Consider the following 19,830-nt stretch of genomic DNA (forward strand, 5'->3'; position numbering starts at 1 on the left):
CCCTTCAACACTAGACTGGAGCATTCGGGCAACCATCATCACGTGGAGGACAGGCATGGCAGAAGAAGACCAGGTGGCAGGCAACCCGGCGGTTTACCGCAACGGCCAGGAGATTGAGTGCTGGCTGACGGACATGGACGGCGTCCTGGTCCACGAGAACCAGCCGATCCCGGGCGCGGCGGAGCTGATCCAGCGCTGGGTGGACACCTCCCGGCGGTTCCTGGTGCTGACCAACAACTCAATCTTCACGCCGCGCGACCTGGCCGCCCGCCTGCGCGCATCCGGGCTGGAGATTCCCGAGGAAAACATCTGGACGTCGGCCCTTGCCACCGCGCAGTTCCTGAAGGACCAGGTGTCCGCAGGCGGTTCGGAATCCGGGAACCGCGCCTACACCATCGGCGAGGCAGGGCTGACGACGGCGCTGCACGAGGCCGGCTTCATCCTCACCGACCAGAGCCCGGACTTCGTGGTGCTTGGCGAGACGCGGACCTACTCCTTTGAGGCGATCACCACCGCGATCCGCCTGATATTGGCCGGCGCCCGGTTCATTGCGACCAACCCGGATGCCACGGGCCCGTCCAAGGACGGCCCGATGCCGGCCACCGGAGCGATCGCCGCCCTGATCACCAAAGCCACCGGACGGGAACCCTACATCGTGGGCAAGCCGAACCCCATGATGTTCCGCTCCGCGATGAACCAGATCGACGCGCATTCCGAGACCACCGCCATGATCGGTGACCGGATGGACACGGACATCATTGCGGGCATGGAGGCGGGCCTGCACACCGTGCTCGTCCTGAGCGGCATCACGCACAAGGACGATATTGCCGCGTACCCGTTCCGCCCCAACCAGGTGCTGAACTCGGTGGCGGACCTGAAGAACCAGATCTAGAAGATGCTGACCCGGGAGCCGCCCCGGGGCAGGGGGAAATACTCGTCCAGCAGCCCCGTCACCAGGGGCCGGTAGATCTGCGGGTTCCAGCCGGGGCTGGCATGGGCGGGAGCCGCACCGGTGGTCTGCAGGTTGCTCGAGACCATGTTGTCCTTGAACACCACCGACCAGGTTTCCGCTGCGGTTTCGTAGTCCACGGTCCGGTCCTTTGGATTGCCGATGTAAGCCATCTTCGCGGTCCCCAGTTTCCCGGCAAACTGGCTGGCCTCGAAGTGGTAGATGTAGGCGGACTCGGTCTGGATGAGCACGCTGGACGGCGCGATCGGGGACAGCTGTTCCAGGGTCTGGTCCAGGATCTGCCGCCAGCTCCGCTCGTCCTTGTGGATGATCCGCTCCCCCAGTTCGTACCCGCCGCGCAGCGTGGAGGGGAACCGGACGCCGCGCTCATAAAGGAACACCACGCCGTCGAACCAGCTTTGGTCCAGCACGTCGTGTGCGCTGTAGGGGCTTGAGTCCAGCAGGATGAACTGCACCTGCAGCCCCTGCAGCGCAAGGAGCCGGGCGGCAACCTGGGTGGCGAGCATGCCTCCGAAGCTGTGCCCGTAGAAGAACAGCTTGGTGATCTTCTCCGCTGTGACGTAGTCGGTGATGGCGTTGACCACCTCGGTGACGTTCAACCCCAGGTTGGAATACCCGACGGCGGCCAGCCGGGCGCGCTTGTTCAGCGCACCCCGGAGCGTGTTGAGGATCCACTGGGCCTCCTCCCAGCTGGTCTTGTAACCGGGGAAAAGGAACCAGCTGGCGTCCGGATAGTAGGCGTCGGCGAAGTCGTCCGCGACAGGCAGGATCCGTGTGGAGCGGCGCTGCGACTGCACCTCACGGGTGACGATCATGTCCGCAGCGAGCAGCCCGGACGCCCCGGCTCCGGCCAGGAAGGTACGCCGGGAGAAGCGTTTCAGGGCAGCAGCCTCCGACAGCAGCCGGGCGTCGGAAACCGCGCGCCGGCCCTGCGGACTGACCTCCCCCTCATACGGCACATTCCTACCGTAAGCCCAGCCAAACCTGCCGCCGCAACGGGACGGGTAAAGGTTAGGTTAACCGGATCTCAGCAGGCGGCCTGCCCTCCGGCGGCCGGGAACGGGGCCTCGGATTGCTGGCGGCGGCGGTGGATCTCCAGCCCGACGTCGTTGTAGCGTCCCAAAAGGTCCGCGCCATCCGGCGCCTGCGGGGTATCGAGCAGCGCGAAAAGCGCGTCACTGGCCAGCAGCAGTTCCTCATCCGTGTATTCGGTCAACGGGCGGCCGTACAGCCTCTCGATCCACATCATGGGAAGCTGGGGAAACCCGCCTGGAAGGTCTGCGCCGGGAAAGAGTTCCGTGACATCGTCGTCCATCGCCAGCGGCCTGCGGCTGGACGTGTCCTCCATGGCCCAGTCCCGGGCGCCGGGCGCGAGCTGGAGGGAGACTCCGGCGGAGGCGGCTCCCAGCAGGGAACCGCAGTCCACTGCGTTGAGATCGTGGCGGAGGCCGGCGAGCGCGGAGGATTCGATCAGCGCCGCCTGGGACAGGTCGACGCTGATGCGGCATCGCATCCCCATCCTCCGGATGCGGCGGATGATGTGGACCAGTTCAGCACGGGAATCGTGGTGAAGGGTCCCCCGGACTTCGATCCGGACGATGTCTGCGGGAACATCGAGATTGACGAGAGCGTCTAATGCGCGGTCCATAGGTACTCCAAAAGAGGTCTATGGCCGACGGCTCAACCTCCGCAAGCGTAACCCCCGCCCGAGTCCCGGCACAACCCGGACCTCAGGCGCCTGTGCCGGGGCTGACCTTCCCCGGTTCCTGGTAAAACGTGCGGGAGCCGGCACCTCCCACCGAGTCCACGATGGACCTGGCGACGTCGCGCAGTTTGGTGTTGCTGTTGCTGGACGCCTCGGTCAGGATTTGTACCGCGGCCTCCTGGCTGCAGCGGTTCTGCGCCATGACGATGCCAACAGCAATGTCGATGGTGGTCCGGGATTCAAGCGTGGCACGCAGGTTGGACGCGCTGTCGGCGTGCAGCGAAAAGCGCACGGCCAGGCGCAGGGCCTGTGAGATTTCGCGGGTGAAGTCCCTGGCCCGGGCCGCTGCAGGACCGTCGAATTTGCGCGGGACATCGGAGTAGAGGTTCAGCGCGGCCTTTGCCTCGCCCTGCAGGTTGAAGGGCAGGGACAAGACTGACCGCAGCCCGTGGGAGGCAACGGCGGCGGCGTAGTCGGGCCCCCACCGGTCCTCCTGGAACAAGTCCGGAACGTAAACTTCGCGCTCTTCCTTGGCGGCCGAAAGGCAGGGTCCCTGGGACAGGGAGTACTGGATTTCGTCGACTTCCCGGGCAGAAGGACTGCTCCAGCCGATGGTTGCTGCCTTGCGGTCGCGCAGCAGCGTGATGCCGCAGAGGGCGTCATCGCCGTCGCCCGCCATCTGGTGGGCGGAGAACCGGGCCAGTTCGTTGAGGAAATTTTCGAAATCAGCGCTGTCCAGGATGAGGTTCTGGATCTGGTCGGTTGCGCTCAAGGGCTGTTCTGGGGGGAGCAAGGTACACGGTCTCCAAGTGCTGAACGGGTTATCCCAATGATATGGCAGCCTTGAACGCCCGACCAGCAACAGTGGCGCAGCTCCGGCTCCTGGGCGTCACGGAGCCCCGGCCCTTTATTGCCGGCCAGCCGCGCGCCGGTTCAGCCGGGCGCCGACGCCAAACCGCCGGCGCCCGGAAAGCGGCCTCGATCAGGAGAGTCCCAGTTCGTCCTTGCCGAACGCGAAGAGGTACGGAACACCTGTTTCGGCTTCGATCTTTTCCTTGGCGCCGGTATCGCGGTCAACAATCACGGCCACGGCCACGACATTGCCGCCGGCCTTGCGGACGCCTTCCACCGCGGTCAGAGCCGAACCGCCGGTGGTGGATGTATCCTCCAGGACAAGGACCTTACGGCCTTCGACGGACGGACCCTCCACCTGGCGGCCCATACCGTAGGACTTCTGGGCTTTCCGAACCACGAACGCATCGACGGTCCGGCGAGCGTCTGCGGCGGCGTGCATCACGGCTGTGCCCACGGGGTCGGCCCCCATGGTGAGACCGCCGGCGCACTCGAAGTCGATGCCGGCGTCGTCTGCCAGCGCCAGCATGACCTGGCCCACCAGCTTGGACGCCTCGTGGTGCAGCGTAATGCGGCGCAGGTCGATGTAGTAATCGGCCTCCGCCCCGCTGGAGAGGATTACCTTGCCGCGGACCACGGCGAGTTCCTTGATCAGTTCGAGCAGTCGGGCGCGGGCAGCTGCGGTGTTGGCGGCAGTCTGGGTGGGCGAAGTCATGGGCTCAAGTTTAGTGGGTGGGTGGACGGTCAACGGGCGGGCAAACCCGGGGGCGTGCTCGGGACGCGGACCGATCGCGATGATCCGCGGCAGGAGACGCTTGACCACAGGATTGTGGCGCAGGACGAAGAACGCCACCCGCGGGAGGGGAAACCGGCGGCCGTCGGCGCCGGCGAGCATGTCACCGGACAACTTCCCGGCGAAGAGCGGAACGAACACCGCCCGGTGCAGGATCCGCTGCACCGCCTGCACCAGCACCGTTGGCAGGTGGCGCCGGCGTTGGATCGCCGCGAGGGTCCTGGTCCGCACCTGTCCCCGGCGCAGGTCGGGAACCAGCCGTTCCGCGGCTGCCACGGCGTCCTGGATGGCCAGATTGATTCCCACCCCGCCCGCCGGTGACATCGCGTGGGCGGCATCTCCGATGCACAGGAATCCATCGACGTACCAGCGCCGCAGGCGGTTGAGCCTGACGTCCAGCCAGTGCAGGTCGTCAAGGCTGCTGATGGCCTCAACACGGTCGGCGAGGTCGGGCCGCAGGGCCGCCACGAGCTGGCGGAACCACTCAACGCCGTTGCGACGGATCGCCGCGTCCGAGCCTTTGGGGGCGAGGTATCCCATTTGGTAGTAGGTGCTGCGGTTGAGGGCAATCATGGCGTCCCGGTCGCCCAGCGAGGGGACGACGCCGGCCACCTCGCCCTGCTCCGACGCACGGCGCGGGAGTTTGAACCACCAGGTGTCGAAGGGCACCGGGTACTCCGTTGCGCGCATCCCTGCCGCTTGGCGGAGCACGGAGTGCCTGCCGTCCGCGGCCACCACGACGTCGGCGGGCAGCAGCTGTTCACCCTCCCCGCCCGGGCCACGGAAGCGCACCCCGGTGACACGTCCGCCGTCGAACTCCAGGCCGGTGGCTTCGGCCTCCATCAGCAGGGTGAAGGTCGGTTCGGCTGCGGCAGCCGAGGCGAGGAAGTCCAGGAAGTCCCACTGCGGCATCATGGCCACGTAGTTGTACGGCGGCTTCAGGGTATCGAAGGCTGCCAGGGTAACCATCCCGGCGCCGGGGACCGGGACCGCCACGTTGGTGAGCCGGCTCTGGGGCAGGCTGCGGAAACCGGCGCCGAGGCCAAGTTCATCGATTAACCGCACTGTGGACGCGTGGACCGTGTCGCCGCGGAAATCCCGCAGGAAGTCGCTGTGTTTTTCCAGGACCGTCACGCGGATCCCGCCGCGCGCCAGCAACAGGCCCAGCATCATTCCCGCCGGTCCGCCGCCTACCACGGCACACCCCGTCCGTTCCATGCCATTACGCTACGCCCGGCATGTCCCGGCCGGAACAGTTGAGCAGTGTTGACACTGCTGGCTAGGCTGGTTGGCATGCGCGAACTCCAGGCCAAGATCATTGAAGAAATGGGCGTGCAGCCCCGGATCGATCCCGCAGGGGAGGTGCGCAAACGCGTCACGTTCCTCAAGGAATACCTGAAGGCAACCCAGACCAAGGGCTTTGTCCTGGGCATCTCGGGCGGCCTGGATTCATCCCTGGCCGGCAAGCTTGCCCAGCTGGCCGTGGAGGAGCTCGAGGCCGAAGGCGTGGAGGCCAACTTCGTGGCCGTCCGGTTGCCCTACGGCGTCCAGCACGACGAGGAGGACGCCCAGGCGGCACTGGACTTCATCAAGGCCAAGACGGAGTGGACGTTCAACATTTCGGCTGCGGTGGACGGCTTTGAGGACGAGTTCGAAAAGACCGTGGGCTCTGAGATCTCCGATTTCCACAAGGGCAACACCAAGGCCCGCACCCGCATGATCGCCCAGTACGCCCTCGCCGGTGAGCACAACTACCTCGTGATCGGCACGGACCACGGCGCCGAGTCAGTGACCGGGTTCTTCACCAAGTACGGCGACGGCGGCGCCGACATCCTTCCCCTGTTCGGCCTCAACAAGCGGCAAAACCGTGCCCTGCTGGCCGAGCTCGGCGCCCCGGCCCGCGTCTGGGAGAAGGTTCCCACGGCGGACCTGCTGGATGACCGCCCGGGCCGCACCGATGAGGACGAACTGGGCCTCAGCTACGACCAGATCGACGACTACCTCGAAGGCCGGGAGGTTCCCGACGCCGTGGCCGAGTCGATCGAACATAAATACCTCCGCACCCGCCACAAGCGCACCGTGCCGGTAACCATCTTCGACACCTGGTGGAAGACCCAGGGGCCGGAGGAGCCCCGCGCCGGACTCTAGGAGACCTTCCGCATTAAAGGGAGACTCCACACGCTTCAGCAGGAACGACGACGGCGCGTTGCCCCGGAAAGGGGCAGCGCGCCGTCGTCGTTTCCGTGCACAGCCGTGGAGGCTCAGCGGGTCCGCCGCCCGCCGTCGCTGCCTCCGCCCAGCTGTTGCGTGATCCGGTGGGCCTCCGCCATGAGCAGGCCGCCCAGCTCCTCCTGCCGTTCCGGCTTGAAGCGCGGTTCGATGCCGGTCAGCGACAGGGCCCAGGAGGGTTTCCCGGTGCGGTCGAACACCGCCGCACCCATCCCCCAGCTTCCTTCCAGGACCAGCCCGGGGTTCACGGAGTAGCCGGCCACGCGGGTCCGGGCAAGGTTGGCCCGCACCCGTTCGGGGGTGTGGTTTGCGGCAAAGGAGCCCGCATGCTCCGGCCAACGGCCCAGCAGCTCCTCCTGCTCGCTCTTTGGCAGGAACGCCATGATGGCGGTCCCGGCGGAGGCCACCCCCAGCGGGAACCGGACGCCCTCATGGAGCACGAAGGACCGGACGGGGAAGCTGCCCTCCTCGCGCAGCAGGCACACCGTTTCGGCGCCCCGGCGGATGGAGAAGAAGGCGCTCTCACCGGTGGCCTGGGCCAGCCGCCGGAGGCTGGGCCGCGCGATGTCCTCCATGGGGAACCGGGCCGAGGCAACGGATCCCATCAGCAGGACTTCAGGGCCCAGCACCCAATTGCCCGTGACGGGGTCCTGGTCCAGCAGCCCTTCGGCGGCCAGCGAGGCCAGGAGCCGGTGGACGGTGGGGCGGGTCAGCCCCGATTCCCGGACCAGCAGCTGGAGCGGCATGCCCTCCGCACTCCTGCCCACCAGGCGGAGCAGTCCCGCAATCCGCGTGACCACCTGGGCGCCCTGAACCGGTGCCGTCGCCATAACCCCTCCATCTGTCCATAATGTGGATGCTTCAGACCCTCGTGTCCATACTATAAGTTCCTTCATTGCCTTTCTTGACACCTCTGTCACAGCGCCCGTAGGCTCCAAACTCAGATTCTGCACGTCCACAAAGTGGACAATCGCGTACTCGATGAGGAGACGACATGACGAAACTCCAGGCCTCTGCCGCCGCCGCCCTGGACGGGGCCCTGCATGATGGCATCACGCTCGCGGTGGGCGGGTTCGGCCTCAGCGGCATTCCGGCCGACCTGATCGAGGCTGTCCGCGATTCCGGCGTGAGGGACCTGACGGTGGTCTCCAACAACATGGGCGTGGACGGCAAGGGTCTTGGCATCCTGATCGAGGCAGGCCAGGTCCGCAAGGTCATCGCCTCCTATGTGGGTGAAAACAAGCTGTTCGCGGAGCAGTACCTCGCCGGAAAGCTGGAGGTGGAGTTCACGCCGCAAGGCACCCTGGCTGAACGGCTCCGGGCCGGCGGCGCCGGCATTCCCGCCTTCTACACCAAGACCGGTGTGGGCACCCTGGTTGCCGAAGGCAAGCCGCACGAGGTTTTCGACGGCGAAAAGTACGTCCAGGAGCGTGCCATCCGGGCCGACGTCGCACTGGTCCACGCGCACACCGCGGATACCGATGGGAACCTGATCTACCGCTACACCGCCCGGAACTTCAACCCGGTAGTGGCCACGGCGGGCATCCTGACCATCGCGGAGGCGGAAGTCATCGTCGAAGCCGGTCACCTGGACCCGAACCACATCGTCACCCCGGGCGTCTTCGTCCAGCGGCTGGTCCAGGCCACGGACCGGGTGAAGGACATCGAGCAGCGGACCGTGCGGCAGCGGGCCGGGCTCGTTTCCGCCTGACCCCGGCCGCCGAACCCGACGCCGCAGCCCCAAACACTCGATGGAGAGATCACCGCTATGACTGCCACGCAGCTCAACACCCAGGATGTCCGCCAGAAAGGTTTGGCCCGGATGGCGGAAACGCTGGCCGGCTGGACGCAGAAGTGGTTCCCGGATGCCTACATCTTTGCCCTTGCCGGCGTACTGCTGGTGGCCATCTCGGCGCTGGCCATCGGCGCCTCGCCCAAGGCGGTGGTGGATTCCTTCGGCAACGGGTTCTGGGACCTCACCGCTTTCACGTTGCAGATGGCCATGGTGGTGCTCACCGGCTACGTGGTGGCCACCTCCCCACCGGTTGCCCGGCTGATTGAGCGGCTGGCCCAGGTTCCGGGCTCGGCGCGCTCCGCGGTCAGCTTTGTGGCGGTCCTGTCCATGTCGGTGTCCTTCGTCAACTGGGGCCTGAGCCTGATCTTCGGCGGTCTCCTGGCGCGGGCCGTGGCACGGCGCAAGGACCTGCACGTGGACTACCGGGCACTCGGCGCCGCGGCCTTCATGGGACTCGGCGCGGTCTGGGCGCTGGGCATGTCCTCTTCGGCCGCCCAGCTCCAGGCGACCAAGGCCTCCATTCCGCCGGCGCTGCTGAAAATCACCGGCGTCCTGGATTTCGGGACCACCATTTTCACCTGGCAGTCCCTGCTGACGCTGGCCATCCTGATGCTGCTGACCACGGTCATCGCGCACTTCTCTGCCCCCACCGGCGGTGCCGTCACAACGGCTGCCGATCTCGGCGTCGACCTTGACGACCAGCCCGAACCGCCGGCCGAAAAATCCCGGCCCGGCGAGTGGCTCGAATACAGCAGGGTCCTCCCCATCCTGGCAGGGGTATTGACGCTGGGCTGGCTGGTGTCCCAGCTGCTGACCCTGCCCCTCCTGAGCGTTGTGAGCTCCCTGAACGGCTACCTGCTGGTGTTCCTGATGTTGGGGCTGGTGCTGCACGGGACGCCGCGCAAATTCCTCCAGTCAGTCACCAAGGCTGTTCCTGCCACCGCAGGAATCCTGGTCCAGTTCCCGCTGTATGCCGCGATGGCGGCCATCCTGACCAAGGCCACCGGCGCCGGCGGCCTCTCGGTATCCGAGCATTTGGCGCACTTCTTCACCAGCATCGGCGGGAACGGCGCATTCGCGGTCATCATCGCCCTCTACACGGCCCTCCTGGGCATGTTCGTCCCGTCCGGCGGCGGCAAATGGCTGGTGGAGGCGCCGTACGTGATGCAGTCCGCCACGGACGTCAACATGAACCTGGGCTGGACTGTCCAGATTTACAACATGGCCGAGGCCCTGCCCAACCTCATCAACCCGTTCTTCATGCTGCCGCTGCTGGCTGTCCTGGGCCTGCGCGCCAGGGACCTGGTGGGCTTCACGTTCCAGCAGTTCCTGTTCCACCTCCCGGTGGTCCTGCTGCTCGCCTGGCTGCTGGGAATGACGTTCGAGTTCGTGCCGCCGGTAATACCCAACTGAGTACAGCTAACAAGATCAAGGAGAAGGCCCCATGGGATGGACCAGGGATGAAATGGCTGCGATCGCGGCCGAGGAATTGAACGACGGCGACTACGTGAACCTGGGGATCGGCATCCCCACGCTGGTGGCCAACAACCTGCCCGACGGCGTGCGGGTGGTGCTGCAGAGCGAGAACGGCCTGCTCGGAATGGGCCCTTTCCCGTACGAGGGCGAGGAGGACGCGGACCTGATCAACGCCGGCAAGCAGACCGTCACGGTCCTGCCCGGCGGCAGCATCTTCGACTCCGCCACCTCGTTCGGCATGATCCGGGGCGGTCACGTGAAGGTTGCCATCCTGGGCGCCATGCAGGTGTCCGGCAATGGCGACCTGGCCAACTGGACCATTCCGGGCAAGATGGTCAAGGGCATGGGCGGGGCCATGGACCTGGTGGCCGGAACCCCGCGCGTGGTGGTCCTCACCGAGCACAACGCCAAGGACGGAACGGCCAAGATCGTCCACGAATGCACCCTCCCGCTGACCGGGCTCAGCTGCGTGGACAGGATCATCAGCGACCTCGCCGTTTTTGACCTTCACAAGACGGACGACGGCGGGCGGCAGCTCACGCTGACCCGGCTGGCCCCGGGGGTCACCGTGGAGGAAATCCTGGAGAAAACCGACGCCGGCTTCGAAGTCCGGCTCGAGGACAAGGAAGTGGCGGCATGAGCCTGAAGGAACAGTTTGGCAAGGACGTCCTGATCACCGGCTGGGGCCACAGCAAATTCGGCAAACTCGCCGACGACACCCTGGAATCCCTGATAGTCCAGGTGGCCACGGATGCGATCACCGCAGCCGGCATCGAGCCCGGCCAGGTCGATGAGATCTACGTGGGCCAGTTCAACTCCGGCATGATGCCGCTGGCATTCCCTTCCTCGCTGGCGCTGCAGGTTTCCCCGGAGCTGGCCAACGTGCCGTCGACCCGGGTGGAGAACGCCTGCGCCTCAGGCTCCGCCGCGTTCCAGCAGGGCACGAAATCGCTGCTCGCGGGCACCGCCAAAACCGTCCTGGTCATCGGCGCGGAGAAGATGACCCACGCCGGAGCGGATGTGGTGGGCGCCGGTCTGCTGGGCGCGGACTACGACATGGCCGGCAAGCCCTCCACCACCGGCTTTACCGGGCTCTTCGCCGAAGTGGCCAAGCACTACGCCAAGCGCTACGACGCCGCGGGGAGCCTGGGCGACATCCTGGGCAGCATCGCCGCGAAGAACCACCGCAACGGCGTGGACAACCCGTACGCCCAGCTCCGCAAGGACCTCGGCGAGGAGTTCTGCCGGACCGTCTCGGACAAGAACCCGATGGTGGCCGATCCCCTGCGCCGCACCGACTGCTCCCCCGTCTCGGACGGTGCAGCCGCCGTCGTGCTGTCCACCGCCCCCACGGGCGGAAGCGCCTCCCCGGTCCGGCTCGCCGGCTTTGGCCAGGCCAACGACTTCTTCCCCGCCGCACGCCGCGACCCCACCGCTTTCGAAGCCACCCGCGTCTCGTGGCAGCGCGCCCTGGCGATGGCCGGCGTCGGGCTCGAAGACCTTGACCTCGCCGAAGTCCATGACTGCTTCACCATCGCCGAACTGATCATGTACGAGGCCATGGGCCTGACCGAACCCGGCCAGGGCGCCCGGGCCCTCACGGAGGGCTGGGTGTACAAGGACGGGAAGCTGCCGGTCAACGTCTCCGGCGGCCTCAAGTCCAAGGGCCACCCCGTCGGCGCCACCGGCGTGTCGCAGCACGTCCTGGCCGCCATGCAGCTCACCGGCACCGCCGGCGACATGCAGCTGGCAGCCCCACGCCGCGCCGCGGTGCAGAACATGGGCGGCGTGGGCATCGCCAACTACGTCAGCATCCTCGAAGCGGTGTGATCTCCCGGGACTGAGGCGACGCCGTCGTGGGGCACATCCCGGCCGGCGTCGCCCGCCGGGGCGGTAGCGGGCGGCGTGTCCGCGCCAAAGTGCCCCCACGACGGGCGGCCCGGCGGCGGCCCCAGCCTACTTGGCGGCGATGGCTTCGGCGCCCGCTGTGGCGCAGGCTTCATCCAGGGCGCCATCGGGCGCACCGCCCACGCCGATGCCCGCCACCGAAACGCCGTTCACCTTCAGCGGGACACCACCGGCAAGGAACAGCGTGCCCGGCAGGTCGGCGATCGAGGGACCGTTGCCGTTGACGCGTTTGGCCAGTTCGCTGGTGGGGGCGCCGAAGGCTGCAGCCGTATAGGCCTTCTGCTTGGCGGCCTCAATGGTGTGTGCCGCGGCGTTGTCTCCCCGCAGCACTGCCTGGACCGTGCCAAAGCGGTCGACGACGGCCACCGTGACGAACGGCAGCTTGTCCGCCTGGCATGTGGCGAGCGCTGCCGTCACTGCCTGGGCAGATGCTCCGGCAGTGATGCGGCTCTGCTGCACCACCGTTTCCGGTGCCGGCTGGACGTCAACGGCGGGGACGACGGCGGGTGCTTCCGCGCCGTTAGCGCGGCCAGTACCGGCGTTGGCGGCCGCGGTGGCTCCCGCGGTGGCAAGGATCGCTGCAGCTGCTGCGGCGGTAAGTACTTTGTGCGGCTTCTTCATGGTGCTTCCTTCGGCTGGAGTGGATTGGTGCCGCTTTCCATCCTTCAAGGCCACAGCATCAGGGGCATCGGGCGTCCGGCTGGCCTTGGCTGCCCCGAAAGGCCAGCCGTATCAGCCAAAAGGCTGAGGCAAAGCCGGCCGGAGAGCCCTAGCATGGAATGCACCCCTTTCCACCACCAGATCCGGATTCCGCATGCCTGCCACCGACGCCACAGCACCCTCTCCAGCGGCACCCGGTGCCGCGGGCGGCACCGGCGGCCGGCACGTCCCGGCACCGCCCACCGTCCAGGCACGGGTGGGCAGGATCGAGGCCGCAGTCCATCTGGGCTTCGCTGTGCTCCTGGTGGCTTCCGTGGTGCGGTACGTCATGCGGCACTCCCCGGCCGACAACATGCTGGTGCTGGGACTCGCCGCGGCCGCCAGCCTGCTGTACGCGGTGGTGGCCCTGCTGTCGGCGCGTGGCCGGCACAGCGTCACCTGGGTGGTCGCATTGGTGGCTGTGTGGGCGGCCCTGGTGGTGGCGGCGCCAAGCTTCGCGTGGTGTTCCTTCGCCCTCTTCTTCCTGTGCAGGAGCGCGCTGCGCGGGCCTGCCTCCTACATCCTGGCGGGCACCATCACCCTGGCCACCGCCGTTGGCCTGTTCCGGCTGGGCAACGGGACCGACGTGGCCATGCTGCTGGGACCGCTGGCGGTGGCCGTCATGCTGACGCTCATCTATGACCGTATACAGCACGACGCCGAGGAGCAGCGCCGGCTGCACGCGGAAGTTTCGCTGGCGCAGGGACAGTTGGCGGCAAGTGAACGACGCGCCGGCACCATCGCCGAACGGGAACGGGTGTCGCGCGAAATCCACGACACCGTCACCCAGGGGCTGGCCAGCAGCCTGCTCCTGCTTGAAGCCGCGAACCGCGAATGGCCACGCGCGGCGGCGCGGGACAGTCTTCGCCATGCCACCACGCTGCTCCGCGGGAACCTGGCCGAAACCAGGAGCCTGGTGCACGAGCTGGCCTCCCCCGGGCTGGAATCAACGCCGTTGCCGGACGCCCTGCTGCTGGCCGCCCGGCAGTACGTGCCGGCAGCCACCGTGGTGGTGACGGGCGGGGCGGCGCCGGTTTCCCCGGAGGTGCGGCATGCCTTGCTGAGGGTGGTGCAGAGTGCGGCCTCCAACATCGCGCTGCATGCTTCAGCGTCGGTGGCCGCACTGACACTGGGCTACCTTCCGGACGCCGTCACCCTTGACATCTACGACGACGGCGCCGGCTTCGATCCGGCGGCGGCAGCCCCGCCGTCGACCGCCGGCGGTTACGGGCTGCGGGCCATGCGGCAGCGGGTGGAGCAGCTGGGCGGCACATTCTCGGTGCAAAGCGCTCCCGGCGAAGGAACGATCGTGGCGGCGCAACTTCCGGTGGAGGGAGGCAGGTGAGCGGCATCAGGGTACTGCTGGTGGATGACCACCTGGTGGTCAGGAGCGGCCTGCGCGCGCTGCTCGGCACCCAGCCTGACCTGGAGGTTGTGGCTGAGGCGTCATCCGGAGGGGAAGCGCTGCAGCTGGTGCGCGAACACGCGCAGGACGTGGTGGTCATGGACCTGGCGATGGGCCCGGGGATGGACGGAATCGAAGCCATCAGGCAGATTCGGGACCTCAATCGCGGGCAGGCGGTCCTGGTGTTCACCACCTACGATTCGGATGCCGATATTGTCCGGGCCGTGGATTCCGGAGCGATGGGCTACCTGCTGAAGGACGCGGCGCCGGAAGAGATCTTTGCCGCCATCAGGGGCGCGGTGCAGGGCAGGAGCGTGATGAGCCCGCCGGTGGCGTCACGGCTGTTCCAGCAGCTGCGCAACCCCGAGGAAGTCCTCACGCCCCGGGAGGCGGAACTGCTGAGCCTGCTGACCGAAGGCCTGAGCAACCGCGAGCTCGGCCAGCGGCTTTTCATCTCCGAGGCCACCGTCAAAACCCATCTGGCACACATCTATTCCAAGCTCGGAGTGGACTCCCGGGCGGCCGCCATTGCCACCGCAATCCGGCGCGAAGGGATGCGGTAACGGCACATTATGCCGCCTACCCTTGCACCGGCGCCCTGCGCCCCGTACGTTGGGGACTGCGGGGGACTAACTCCCGCGCACTCCGGGACGTTCCCCGGGGAGAGAATCAGAGTCACATGAAGGAATGCAGCCATGGCAACAGGCACAGTTAAATGGTTCAACGCCGAAAAGGGTTTTGGCTTCATTGCCCCCGATGACGGGTCCGCTGACGTATTCGCCCACTACTCGGCAATCGCCACCAGCGGCTACCGCTCACTGGACGAGAACCAGAAGGTCGAATTCGATGTGACCCAGGGCCCCAAGGGCCCGCAGGCAGAGAACATCCGCCCGCTCTAAGTCTTCGGCGGCCTCCGGCAGCAGCCGGACCCCATTCAGCGGCCCCTCCAACACGGTTGGCGGGGCCGCTGCTTTTTTGTGCGGCATGATGCCGCGGTTTCGGGTTTGGGATAATTGATCCATGACCGGCCAGGACCAGGACAGGGACCCGTGGGAGGAGTTCGACGCCCTTGGCCCCGCAGTGCCCGACCGCGTGCCCGGGCAGCCGGGCGGGGAGCCCTACGGATTTGGTTTCCGCACCGGCGTGCGCAGCGCCCGGGTGGCCATGGGCTTTGCCATCTACGCGCTGGCCCTGGGAACCGTCCTGGCCCTGACCGGGTGCATCGTCTTCATCAGCCGGCAGCAGTGGGTGCTGGCGGGACTCATGGTGCTGTTTGAGGCAGTCTTCGTCTACGCGTTTACCCGCCTGGTGGCCCAGGCCCGGCACCGGAGCAAGCGCGGCCGGAAGGCCCGCTGAAGATCCTCAAGAGCCCTTGACCTTGACGCTGCGTCAACCTCTAGTCTCGGAACATGGAAGACACCCAAGGGGCCGCCAGGGACTGGTCCATCCAGGACGTAGCCCGGATTGCCGGTACTACCAGCCGCACCCTGCGGCACTATGACGACGTCGGCCTGCTAAAACCAAGCCGGGTAGGCATCAACGGATACCGCTACTACGACGGCGCCGCCCTCCTCCAGCTGCAGCGCATCCTTTTGCTGCGTGGGCTGGGCCTGGGCCTGGACGCCATCGCGGAGGTCTTCCACCGCCAGGCCGATCCTGTGGAGGCGCTCACCCGCCACCTTGAATGGCTTGGCCAGGAACAGCAGCGGCTGGCGCTGCAGGCGCAGTCGGTGCGGAAAACCATCGAAACGGTAAGGAAAGGAGGCCAACTGATGGCAGAGGACATGTTTGACGGCTTCGACCACACGCAGTACAAGGACGAGGTCGAGGAACGCTGGGGCAAGGACGCCTACGCCGAGTCCGACGCGTGGTGGCGCAGCAAGGACGACGCGGAAAAGCGTGAGTGGAAGTCCAGGGCCGAGAACCTGGGCAGGGACTGGATTGCGGCCGCCACGGCAGGGGTTGCCCCGGATGGGTCCGGGGCCCAGGACCTGGCCCGGCGGCACGTCGAGTGGCTGAAGTCCATTCCGGGAACCCCCGCCGCCACCGCCGGTGGGGACCTCAAGGGATACGTCCTCGGGCTGGCGGACATGTACGTGGCGGACCAGCGCTTCGCCGCCAACTACGGCGGCACGGAGGGGGCTTCCTTCGTTCGCGCCGCCCTCCGCAGTTACGTGGAGAAGCACCTGCAGGACGGAAACTAGGAGTTGGAACCGGCCCGCTCGGTTTCCGTCCGCTTGGCCTTGGCCCTCCTGGTCCGCCGGATGATGAGCAGGACAAGGGCAACAGCGAGCGCGGCATAGACGGCATAGTTCAGGAAACGTGAATACTGCTCGATCAGCTGGTACTGGGTGCCCAGGAGATAGCCCAGGCCCACCAAGGCGCCGTTCCACAGACCGCTGCCGGCGAGGGTGAAGAGGGTGAAGGTTGCCAGGGGCATGGCCGCCGCCCCTGCAGGGAGGGAGATCAGGCTGCGCACTCCCGGCAGCAGGCGGCCAAAGAAGATGGAGGATTTGCCGTGCCGGCGGAACCAGCCCGCCGCATGCTCAAAGTCTTCCCTGTCCACCAGCGGCAGTTTGGAGAGCCACCGGACGGACCGTTCGAGGCCGAGTCTTGCCCCCAGCCAATAGAGCAGCAACGCTCCCAGGTAGGCGCCCAGGGTGCTGGTGGCAAAGACAAGGAAGAGGTTCAGCGAGCCCTGCTTGGCGAGGTAGCCGGCCAGCGGGAGGATCACCTCGCTGGGGATGGGAGGCACCACGGTTTCCGCGAGGGTGAAGCCGCCAACGCCCCATTCACCCAAAGTATCGATGGCCCGCGCCGCGAAGCCCACGATGCCCGTGAGCCCCTCGGTGGGGCTGGCTGCACCGGCCATGATTGTCCACATACGCCCGTCCCGTTTCCGCTGCCTGCCGTATCCGCCTGATGGCCCGTTATGTCTACCTTACGGGGCCGGCGCACCGGCGCCTTCCAGCCCCCGCCGGACGGGCGAAGGCTGGAAGCTACCGGTGCTTGAATTCCGGCTGCCGTTTTTCGCTGAACGCAGCCATGCCTTCCTTTTGGTCCTCGGTGGCAAACAGGGAATGGAACAGCCGGCGTTCGAACACCACGCCCTGGCCAAGACCGGTCTCGAAAGCGGCATTAACGGCCTCTTTCGCTGCCATTGCCGCAGGCTTCGATTTTCCGGCGATCACCTCCGCCACCTTGAGTGCTTTGGACACCACCTCGGCAGCGGGGACGACGCGCGACACCAGGCCGCACCGGTCCGCTTCCTCCGCATCGATGAACCTGCCCGTCAGTATCATGTCCATGGCCTTCGCTTTGCCCACGGCACGGGTGAGCCGCTGGGAGCCGCCCATGCCCGGGATCACGGCAAGGTTGATTTCCGGCTGGCCGAATTTTGCGTTGTCGCCGGCGATGATGATGTCGCACATCATGGCCAGTTCGCAGCCGCCGCCCAAGGCAAAACCGGAGACCGCCGCGATGGTGGGGATGCGCAGGCGGGTAAGGTTCTCCCAGCCGCGGAACCAGTCCGCCGTGTACATCTCCATGTACCCTTGGTCCGCCATTTCCTTGATGTCGGCTCCGGCCGCGAACGCCTTGCCGGAGCCGGTGATCACCACGGCGCCCACGCCGGGATCGGAATCCATGGCTGTGACGGCGTCCACCACCTCATCCATCGTGGCCTTGTTCAGGGCGTTCAGTGCCGAGGGCCGGTTGAGCGTCACCAGCCCGACCCGGCCCTGCTGCTCCACCAGGATGTTGGCGTACTCGGTCATTCGGGACTCCCGTCGTCGTGTGCTCTCGTGGTTCTGCGCCCTGGGCCCGGCAGCTCCCCGCCAGCCGGCTCCCCCGCTGTCCCGTCCACCGGATGGTGCCGGGAGGCGCCGCGGATGTCCGTGATGATGGCGGAGAAGTCGCGGTCGGCGCCGCCCTCCGCGACGAACCTATCGTAGATTCGGGCGGCGAGCGGCCCCATCTGCCCGGCCACCCCCATGCTGTGGAGGGCGTTGATGGCCAGGTTGAGGTCCTTGGCCATGAGCGTGGAGGCAAACCCCGGTTGGTAGTCCCTGTTGGCGGGGCTGGTGGGGACGGGGCCGGGCACGGGGCAATTGGTGGTCAAGGCCCAGCACTGGCCGGACGCGGCGGACGCGACGTCGAACAGGGCCTGGTGGGTCAGGCCCAGCTCTTCGCCCAGGACAAAAGCCTCGCTGACGGCGATCATTGAGACGCCCAGGATGAGGTTGTTGCAGATTTTGGCCGCCTGCCCGGCGCCATGCCCGCCGCAGTGGACCACCCGTTTGCCCATGACGTCCAAAAGAGGCCGCACCGCGGCAAAGTCCGCCTCGTCCCCGCCGGCCATGAAGGTCAGCGTGCCTGCTTCGGCTCCCACCACGCCGCCGGAGACGGGCGCATCGACGGACCGGTGGCCTGCTTCGATGGCCAGGCGGGCGGCTTCCCTGGCCTCGTCCACATTGATGGTGGAGCAGTCAAGGAACATGGTTCCCGGCGGTGCCGCTGCCAGGAGCCCGGCTTCCGGCGGCAGCCCGGGACGTTCAGCGCCCCGGTAGGCGTCCAGGACGTGGCGGCCGCTGGGAAACATCGTCAGGACAACATCGGCGCCGGCCACGGCGTCAACCGCCGTCGCCGACACCGGCAGCCCTTGTGTCTGTGCGGCTTGGCGGGCTGCGGGCATCACGTCGAATCCGGTGACCAGGTGTCCCGCCCGGACCAGGTTCAGGGCCATGGGGCCGCCCATATGTCCCAGGCCAAGGAAGGCCACGCGCAGGTTCTCAGGCATGATCCTGCTCCCTTGCCTGCAGTTCCTCCTGTGGCTGGAGGTCCAGTTCCCCGCCGTCCAGGGGCTGGAAGAACCTGTCCACTTGGAGGGGGGTAACCTCCGCCAGGGAGGCAGGTTTCCATTGCGGATTCCTGTCCTTGTCCACCACCTGGGCACGGATTCCCTCACGAAAATCAGGCCCGGCCAGGAAACGGATCCCGGCCCGGTACTCCTGGGCCAGCACTTCGTCCAACGTCAGGTGCGCGGCACGGCGGAGGGCCGCCAGGGTCACTTTGACCGAGGTGGGAGACTTGGCCTCGATCGTGTCCGCCGCTTCCGCGGCTTCTTCCCGGCCGGGACCGGACCAGCCCCGGAGCCGGGCCACGATGTCCTCCGCTTCGTCACTGGCGTAGCAGGCGTCGATCCATTCCCGCTGCCCGGCCAGGACGGAGGCAGGGGCCTCCGAGGCGAAACGGGCGACGGCGCCTTCCGGGCTTTGGTCCACCAGCGCCGCCGCCAGGCCGGGCAGGTCCCGGGACGGAACGAAGTGGTCCGCGAGGCCCAGGAACAGGGCGTCCCCGGCGCCCAGGTGTGCCCCCGTCAGGGCTGCATGGGTTCCCGTTTCGCCAGGTGCGCGGGACAGCAGGTAGGTCCCGCCGACGTCGGGAGCGAATCCGATGGTGGTCTCCGGCATGCCCATCCGGGTCCGTTCGGTGACCACACGCAGGCTCCCGTGCGCGGAAATTCCAACCCCACCGCCCAGGACCAGCCCGTCCATCAGGGCAATGTAGGGCTTCGGGTAGCGTGCAATCAGCGAGTTGAGGCGGTACTCGACCTGCCAGAAGCCGGCCGTCCCTGCCCCCGCCCCGGCGCCTTTCCCTGCCCCGGTCCCTTTCCCTGCCCCGCCGTGCAGCATGTCTTTGTAGATGGCCACGATGTCCCCACCCGCGCACAGGCCCCGATCGCCCGCGCCCTGCACCAGGACGGCAGCTACACGGTCGTCGTCTGCCCAGGCAAGGAGCTGCCGCAGGAGCAGGTCCACCATCCCGGAAGTGAGCGCATTGACGGACCGGGGCCGGTTCAAGGTGATCACACCCAGCCCGCCGCGCTGCTCGAAGAGCACGTCGGCGCCTCCGCTCCCTGCATCGCTGTGGTCGGTGGTGCCCGTGGGTGCGGTCATCGGCTGGTGCTCCTTCGCATGGTGGCCGGATGAGTGAGCCA

The 19,830-nt window shown here is 67.2% G+C and carries 21 protein-coding genes and 1 pseudogene; 11 read left to right on the forward strand and 11 right to left on the reverse strand.

Annotated features, from left to right (window positions below):
• The first annotated feature begins 55 nt into the window (after positions 1-55).
• Complete coding sequence (locus RM50_RS06950; RefSeq protein WP_043451206.1) at positions 56-892, forward strand: HAD-IIA family hydrolase; 837 nt, start codon at positions 56-58, stop codon at positions 890-892.
• On the opposite strand, the gene RM50_RS06955 is transcribed toward RM50_RS06950, so the two are convergent.
• The 5 genes and pseudogenes from RM50_RS06955 to RM50_RS06970 all read right to left on the reverse strand — a co-directional run.
• Positions 889-1,929, reverse strand: a complete 1,041-nt coding sequence (locus RM50_RS06955) for a Tat pathway signal protein (protein WP_043451208.1) — start codon at positions 1,927-1,929, stop codon at positions 889-891. The genes RM50_RS06950 and RM50_RS06955 overlap by 4 nt on opposite strands.
• A gap of 68 nt (positions 1,930-1,997) precedes the next feature.
• A complete protein-coding gene (locus RM50_RS06960) occupies positions 1,998-2,618 on the reverse strand; it encodes a hypothetical protein (RefSeq protein ID WP_043451210.1) in 621 nt (206 codons plus the stop codon).
• 82 nt (positions 2,619-2,700) lie between these two features.
• Positions 2,701-3,447, reverse strand: a complete 747-nt coding sequence (locus RM50_RS06965; protein WP_043451212.1) for a GAF and ANTAR domain-containing protein — start codon at positions 3,445-3,447, stop codon at positions 2,701-2,703.
• A 210-nt stretch (positions 3,448-3,657) separates the two neighbouring features.
• Positions 3,658-4,242 (reverse strand): orotate phosphoribosyltransferase, encoded by a 585-nt coding sequence (gene pyrE / locus RM50_RS20980; protein WP_205622237.1) that lies wholly within the window; start codon positions 4,240-4,242, stop codon positions 3,658-3,660.
• Positions 4,243-4,290: 48 nt separating this feature from the next.
• Positions 4,291-5,538 (reverse strand): annotated as a pseudogene (locus tag RM50_RS06970) (FAD-dependent oxidoreductase); the annotation flags it as partial.
• A 75-nt stretch (positions 5,539-5,613) separates the two neighbouring features.
• Between RM50_RS06970 and nadE the strand changes: the two are divergent.
• Positions 5,614-6,468 carry an ammonia-dependent NAD(+) synthetase gene (gene nadE, locus RM50_RS06975; protein WP_043451213.1) on the forward strand — a complete coding sequence of 285 codons (855 nt, stop codon included), beginning with the start codon at positions 5,614-5,616 and terminating at the stop codon, positions 6,466-6,468.
• A 113-nt stretch (positions 6,469-6,581) separates the two neighbouring features.
• On the opposite strand, the gene RM50_RS06980 is transcribed toward nadE, so the two are convergent.
• Positions 6,582-7,379: an IclR family transcriptional regulator gene (locus tag RM50_RS06980; protein ID WP_043451214.1), complete on the reverse strand. Its 798-nt coding sequence runs from the start codon at positions 7,377-7,379 to the stop codon at positions 6,582-6,584.
• A 164-nt stretch (positions 7,380-7,543) separates the two neighbouring features.
• On the opposite strand from RM50_RS06980, the gene RM50_RS06985 reads away from it, so the two are divergent.
• Genes RM50_RS06985 through RM50_RS07000 form a run of 4 tightly spaced genes read left to right on the forward strand, consistent with a single transcriptional unit; the run spans position 7,544 to position 11,650 of the window.
• Positions 7,544-8,260, forward strand: coding sequence for a CoA transferase subunit A (locus tag RM50_RS06985; protein ID WP_043451215.1), 717 nt, complete (start codon positions 7,544-7,546; stop codon positions 8,258-8,260).
• A 57-nt stretch (positions 8,261-8,317) separates the two neighbouring features.
• Positions 8,318-9,757 carry a short-chain fatty acid transporter gene (locus tag RM50_RS06990; RefSeq protein ID WP_043451216.1) on the forward strand — a complete coding sequence of 480 codons (1,440 nt, stop codon included), beginning with the start codon at positions 8,318-8,320 and terminating at the stop codon, positions 9,755-9,757.
• 31 nt (positions 9,758-9,788) lie between these two features.
• Complete coding sequence (locus RM50_RS06995) at positions 9,789-10,460, forward strand: CoA transferase subunit B (RefSeq protein ID WP_043451217.1); 672 nt, start codon at positions 9,789-9,791, stop codon at positions 10,458-10,460.
• Positions 10,457-11,650 carry an acetyl-CoA acetyltransferase gene (locus RM50_RS07000; protein WP_043451219.1) on the forward strand — a complete coding sequence of 398 codons (1,194 nt, stop codon included), beginning with the start codon at positions 10,457-10,459 and terminating at the stop codon, positions 11,648-11,650. The genes RM50_RS06995 and RM50_RS07000 overlap by 4 nt, the downstream gene beginning before the upstream one ends.
• Positions 11,651-11,776: 126 nt before the next feature.
• Here the strand turns inward: RM50_RS07000 and RM50_RS07005 are convergent, their stop codons facing one another.
• Entirely contained in the window at positions 11,777-12,349 is a 573-nt protein-coding gene (locus RM50_RS07005) for a GlcG/HbpS family heme-binding protein (RefSeq protein WP_043451221.1), read from the reverse strand.
• A gap of 193 nt (positions 12,350-12,542) precedes the next feature.
• Here RM50_RS07005 and RM50_RS07010 point away from each other — a divergent pair, with 193 nt between their 5' ends.
• The 5 genes from RM50_RS07010 to RM50_RS07030 all read left to right on the forward strand — a co-directional run bounded on the left by RM50_RS07010 (position 12,543) and on the right by RM50_RS07030 (position 16,036).
• A complete protein-coding gene (locus RM50_RS07010; RefSeq protein ID WP_043451223.1) occupies positions 12,543-13,772 on the forward strand; it encodes a sensor histidine kinase in 1,230 nt (409 codons plus the stop codon).
• The gene (locus RM50_RS07015; RefSeq protein ID WP_043451225.1) at positions 13,769-14,395 is read left to right on the forward strand and encodes a response regulator; all 627 of its coding nucleotides are present in this window, start codon (positions 13,769-13,771) and stop codon (positions 14,393-14,395) included. Before RM50_RS07010 ends, RM50_RS07015 begins: the two co-directional genes overlap by 4 nt.
• Positions 14,396-14,527: 132 nt before the next feature.
• Positions 14,528-14,731 (forward strand): cold-shock protein, encoded by a 204-nt coding sequence (locus RM50_RS07020; protein WP_009357211.1) that lies wholly within the window; start codon positions 14,528-14,530, stop codon positions 14,729-14,731.
• A gap of 121 nt (positions 14,732-14,852) precedes the next feature.
• On the forward strand, positions 14,853-15,188 hold the full coding sequence (locus RM50_RS07025) for a hypothetical protein (RefSeq protein ID WP_043451226.1): 336 nt from the start codon (positions 14,853-14,855) through the stop codon (positions 15,186-15,188).
• 53 nt (positions 15,189-15,241) lie between these two features.
• Positions 15,242-16,036: a MerR family transcriptional regulator gene (locus tag RM50_RS07030; RefSeq protein ID WP_043451229.1), complete on the forward strand. Its 795-nt coding sequence runs from the start codon at positions 15,242-15,244 to the stop codon at positions 16,034-16,036.
• Here RM50_RS07030 and RM50_RS07035 read toward each other — a convergent pair.
• From RM50_RS07035 to RM50_RS07050, 4 genes are all read right to left on the reverse strand, one after another.
• Complete coding sequence (locus RM50_RS07035) at positions 16,033-16,716, reverse strand: DedA family protein (RefSeq protein WP_043451232.1); 684 nt, start codon at positions 16,714-16,716, stop codon at positions 16,033-16,035. The genes RM50_RS07030 and RM50_RS07035 overlap by 4 nt on opposite strands.
• Positions 16,717-16,831: 115 nt before the next feature.
• A complete protein-coding gene (locus RM50_RS07040) occupies positions 16,832-17,608 on the reverse strand; it encodes an enoyl-CoA hydratase (protein ID WP_043451234.1) in 777 nt (258 codons plus the stop codon).
• Entirely contained in the window at positions 17,605-18,630 is a 1,026-nt protein-coding gene (mmsB, locus tag RM50_RS07045; protein ID WP_043451236.1) for a 3-hydroxyisobutyrate dehydrogenase, read from the reverse strand. The genes RM50_RS07040 and mmsB overlap by 4 nt, the downstream gene beginning before the upstream one ends.
• Positions 18,623-19,789 carry an enoyl-CoA hydratase/isomerase family protein gene (locus RM50_RS07050; protein WP_043451237.1) on the reverse strand — a complete coding sequence of 389 codons (1,167 nt, stop codon included), beginning with the start codon at positions 19,787-19,789 and terminating at the stop codon, positions 18,623-18,625. The genes mmsB and RM50_RS07050 overlap by 8 nt, the downstream gene beginning before the upstream one ends.
• Positions 19,790-19,830 lie beyond the last annotated feature (41 nt).

It is taken from the genome of Pseudarthrobacter phenanthrenivorans (assembly GCF_000813845.1).
In the GTDB taxonomy this organism is placed as follows: domain Bacteria; phylum Actinomycetota; class Actinomycetes; order Actinomycetales; family Micrococcaceae; genus Arthrobacter; species Arthrobacter phenanthrenivorans_B.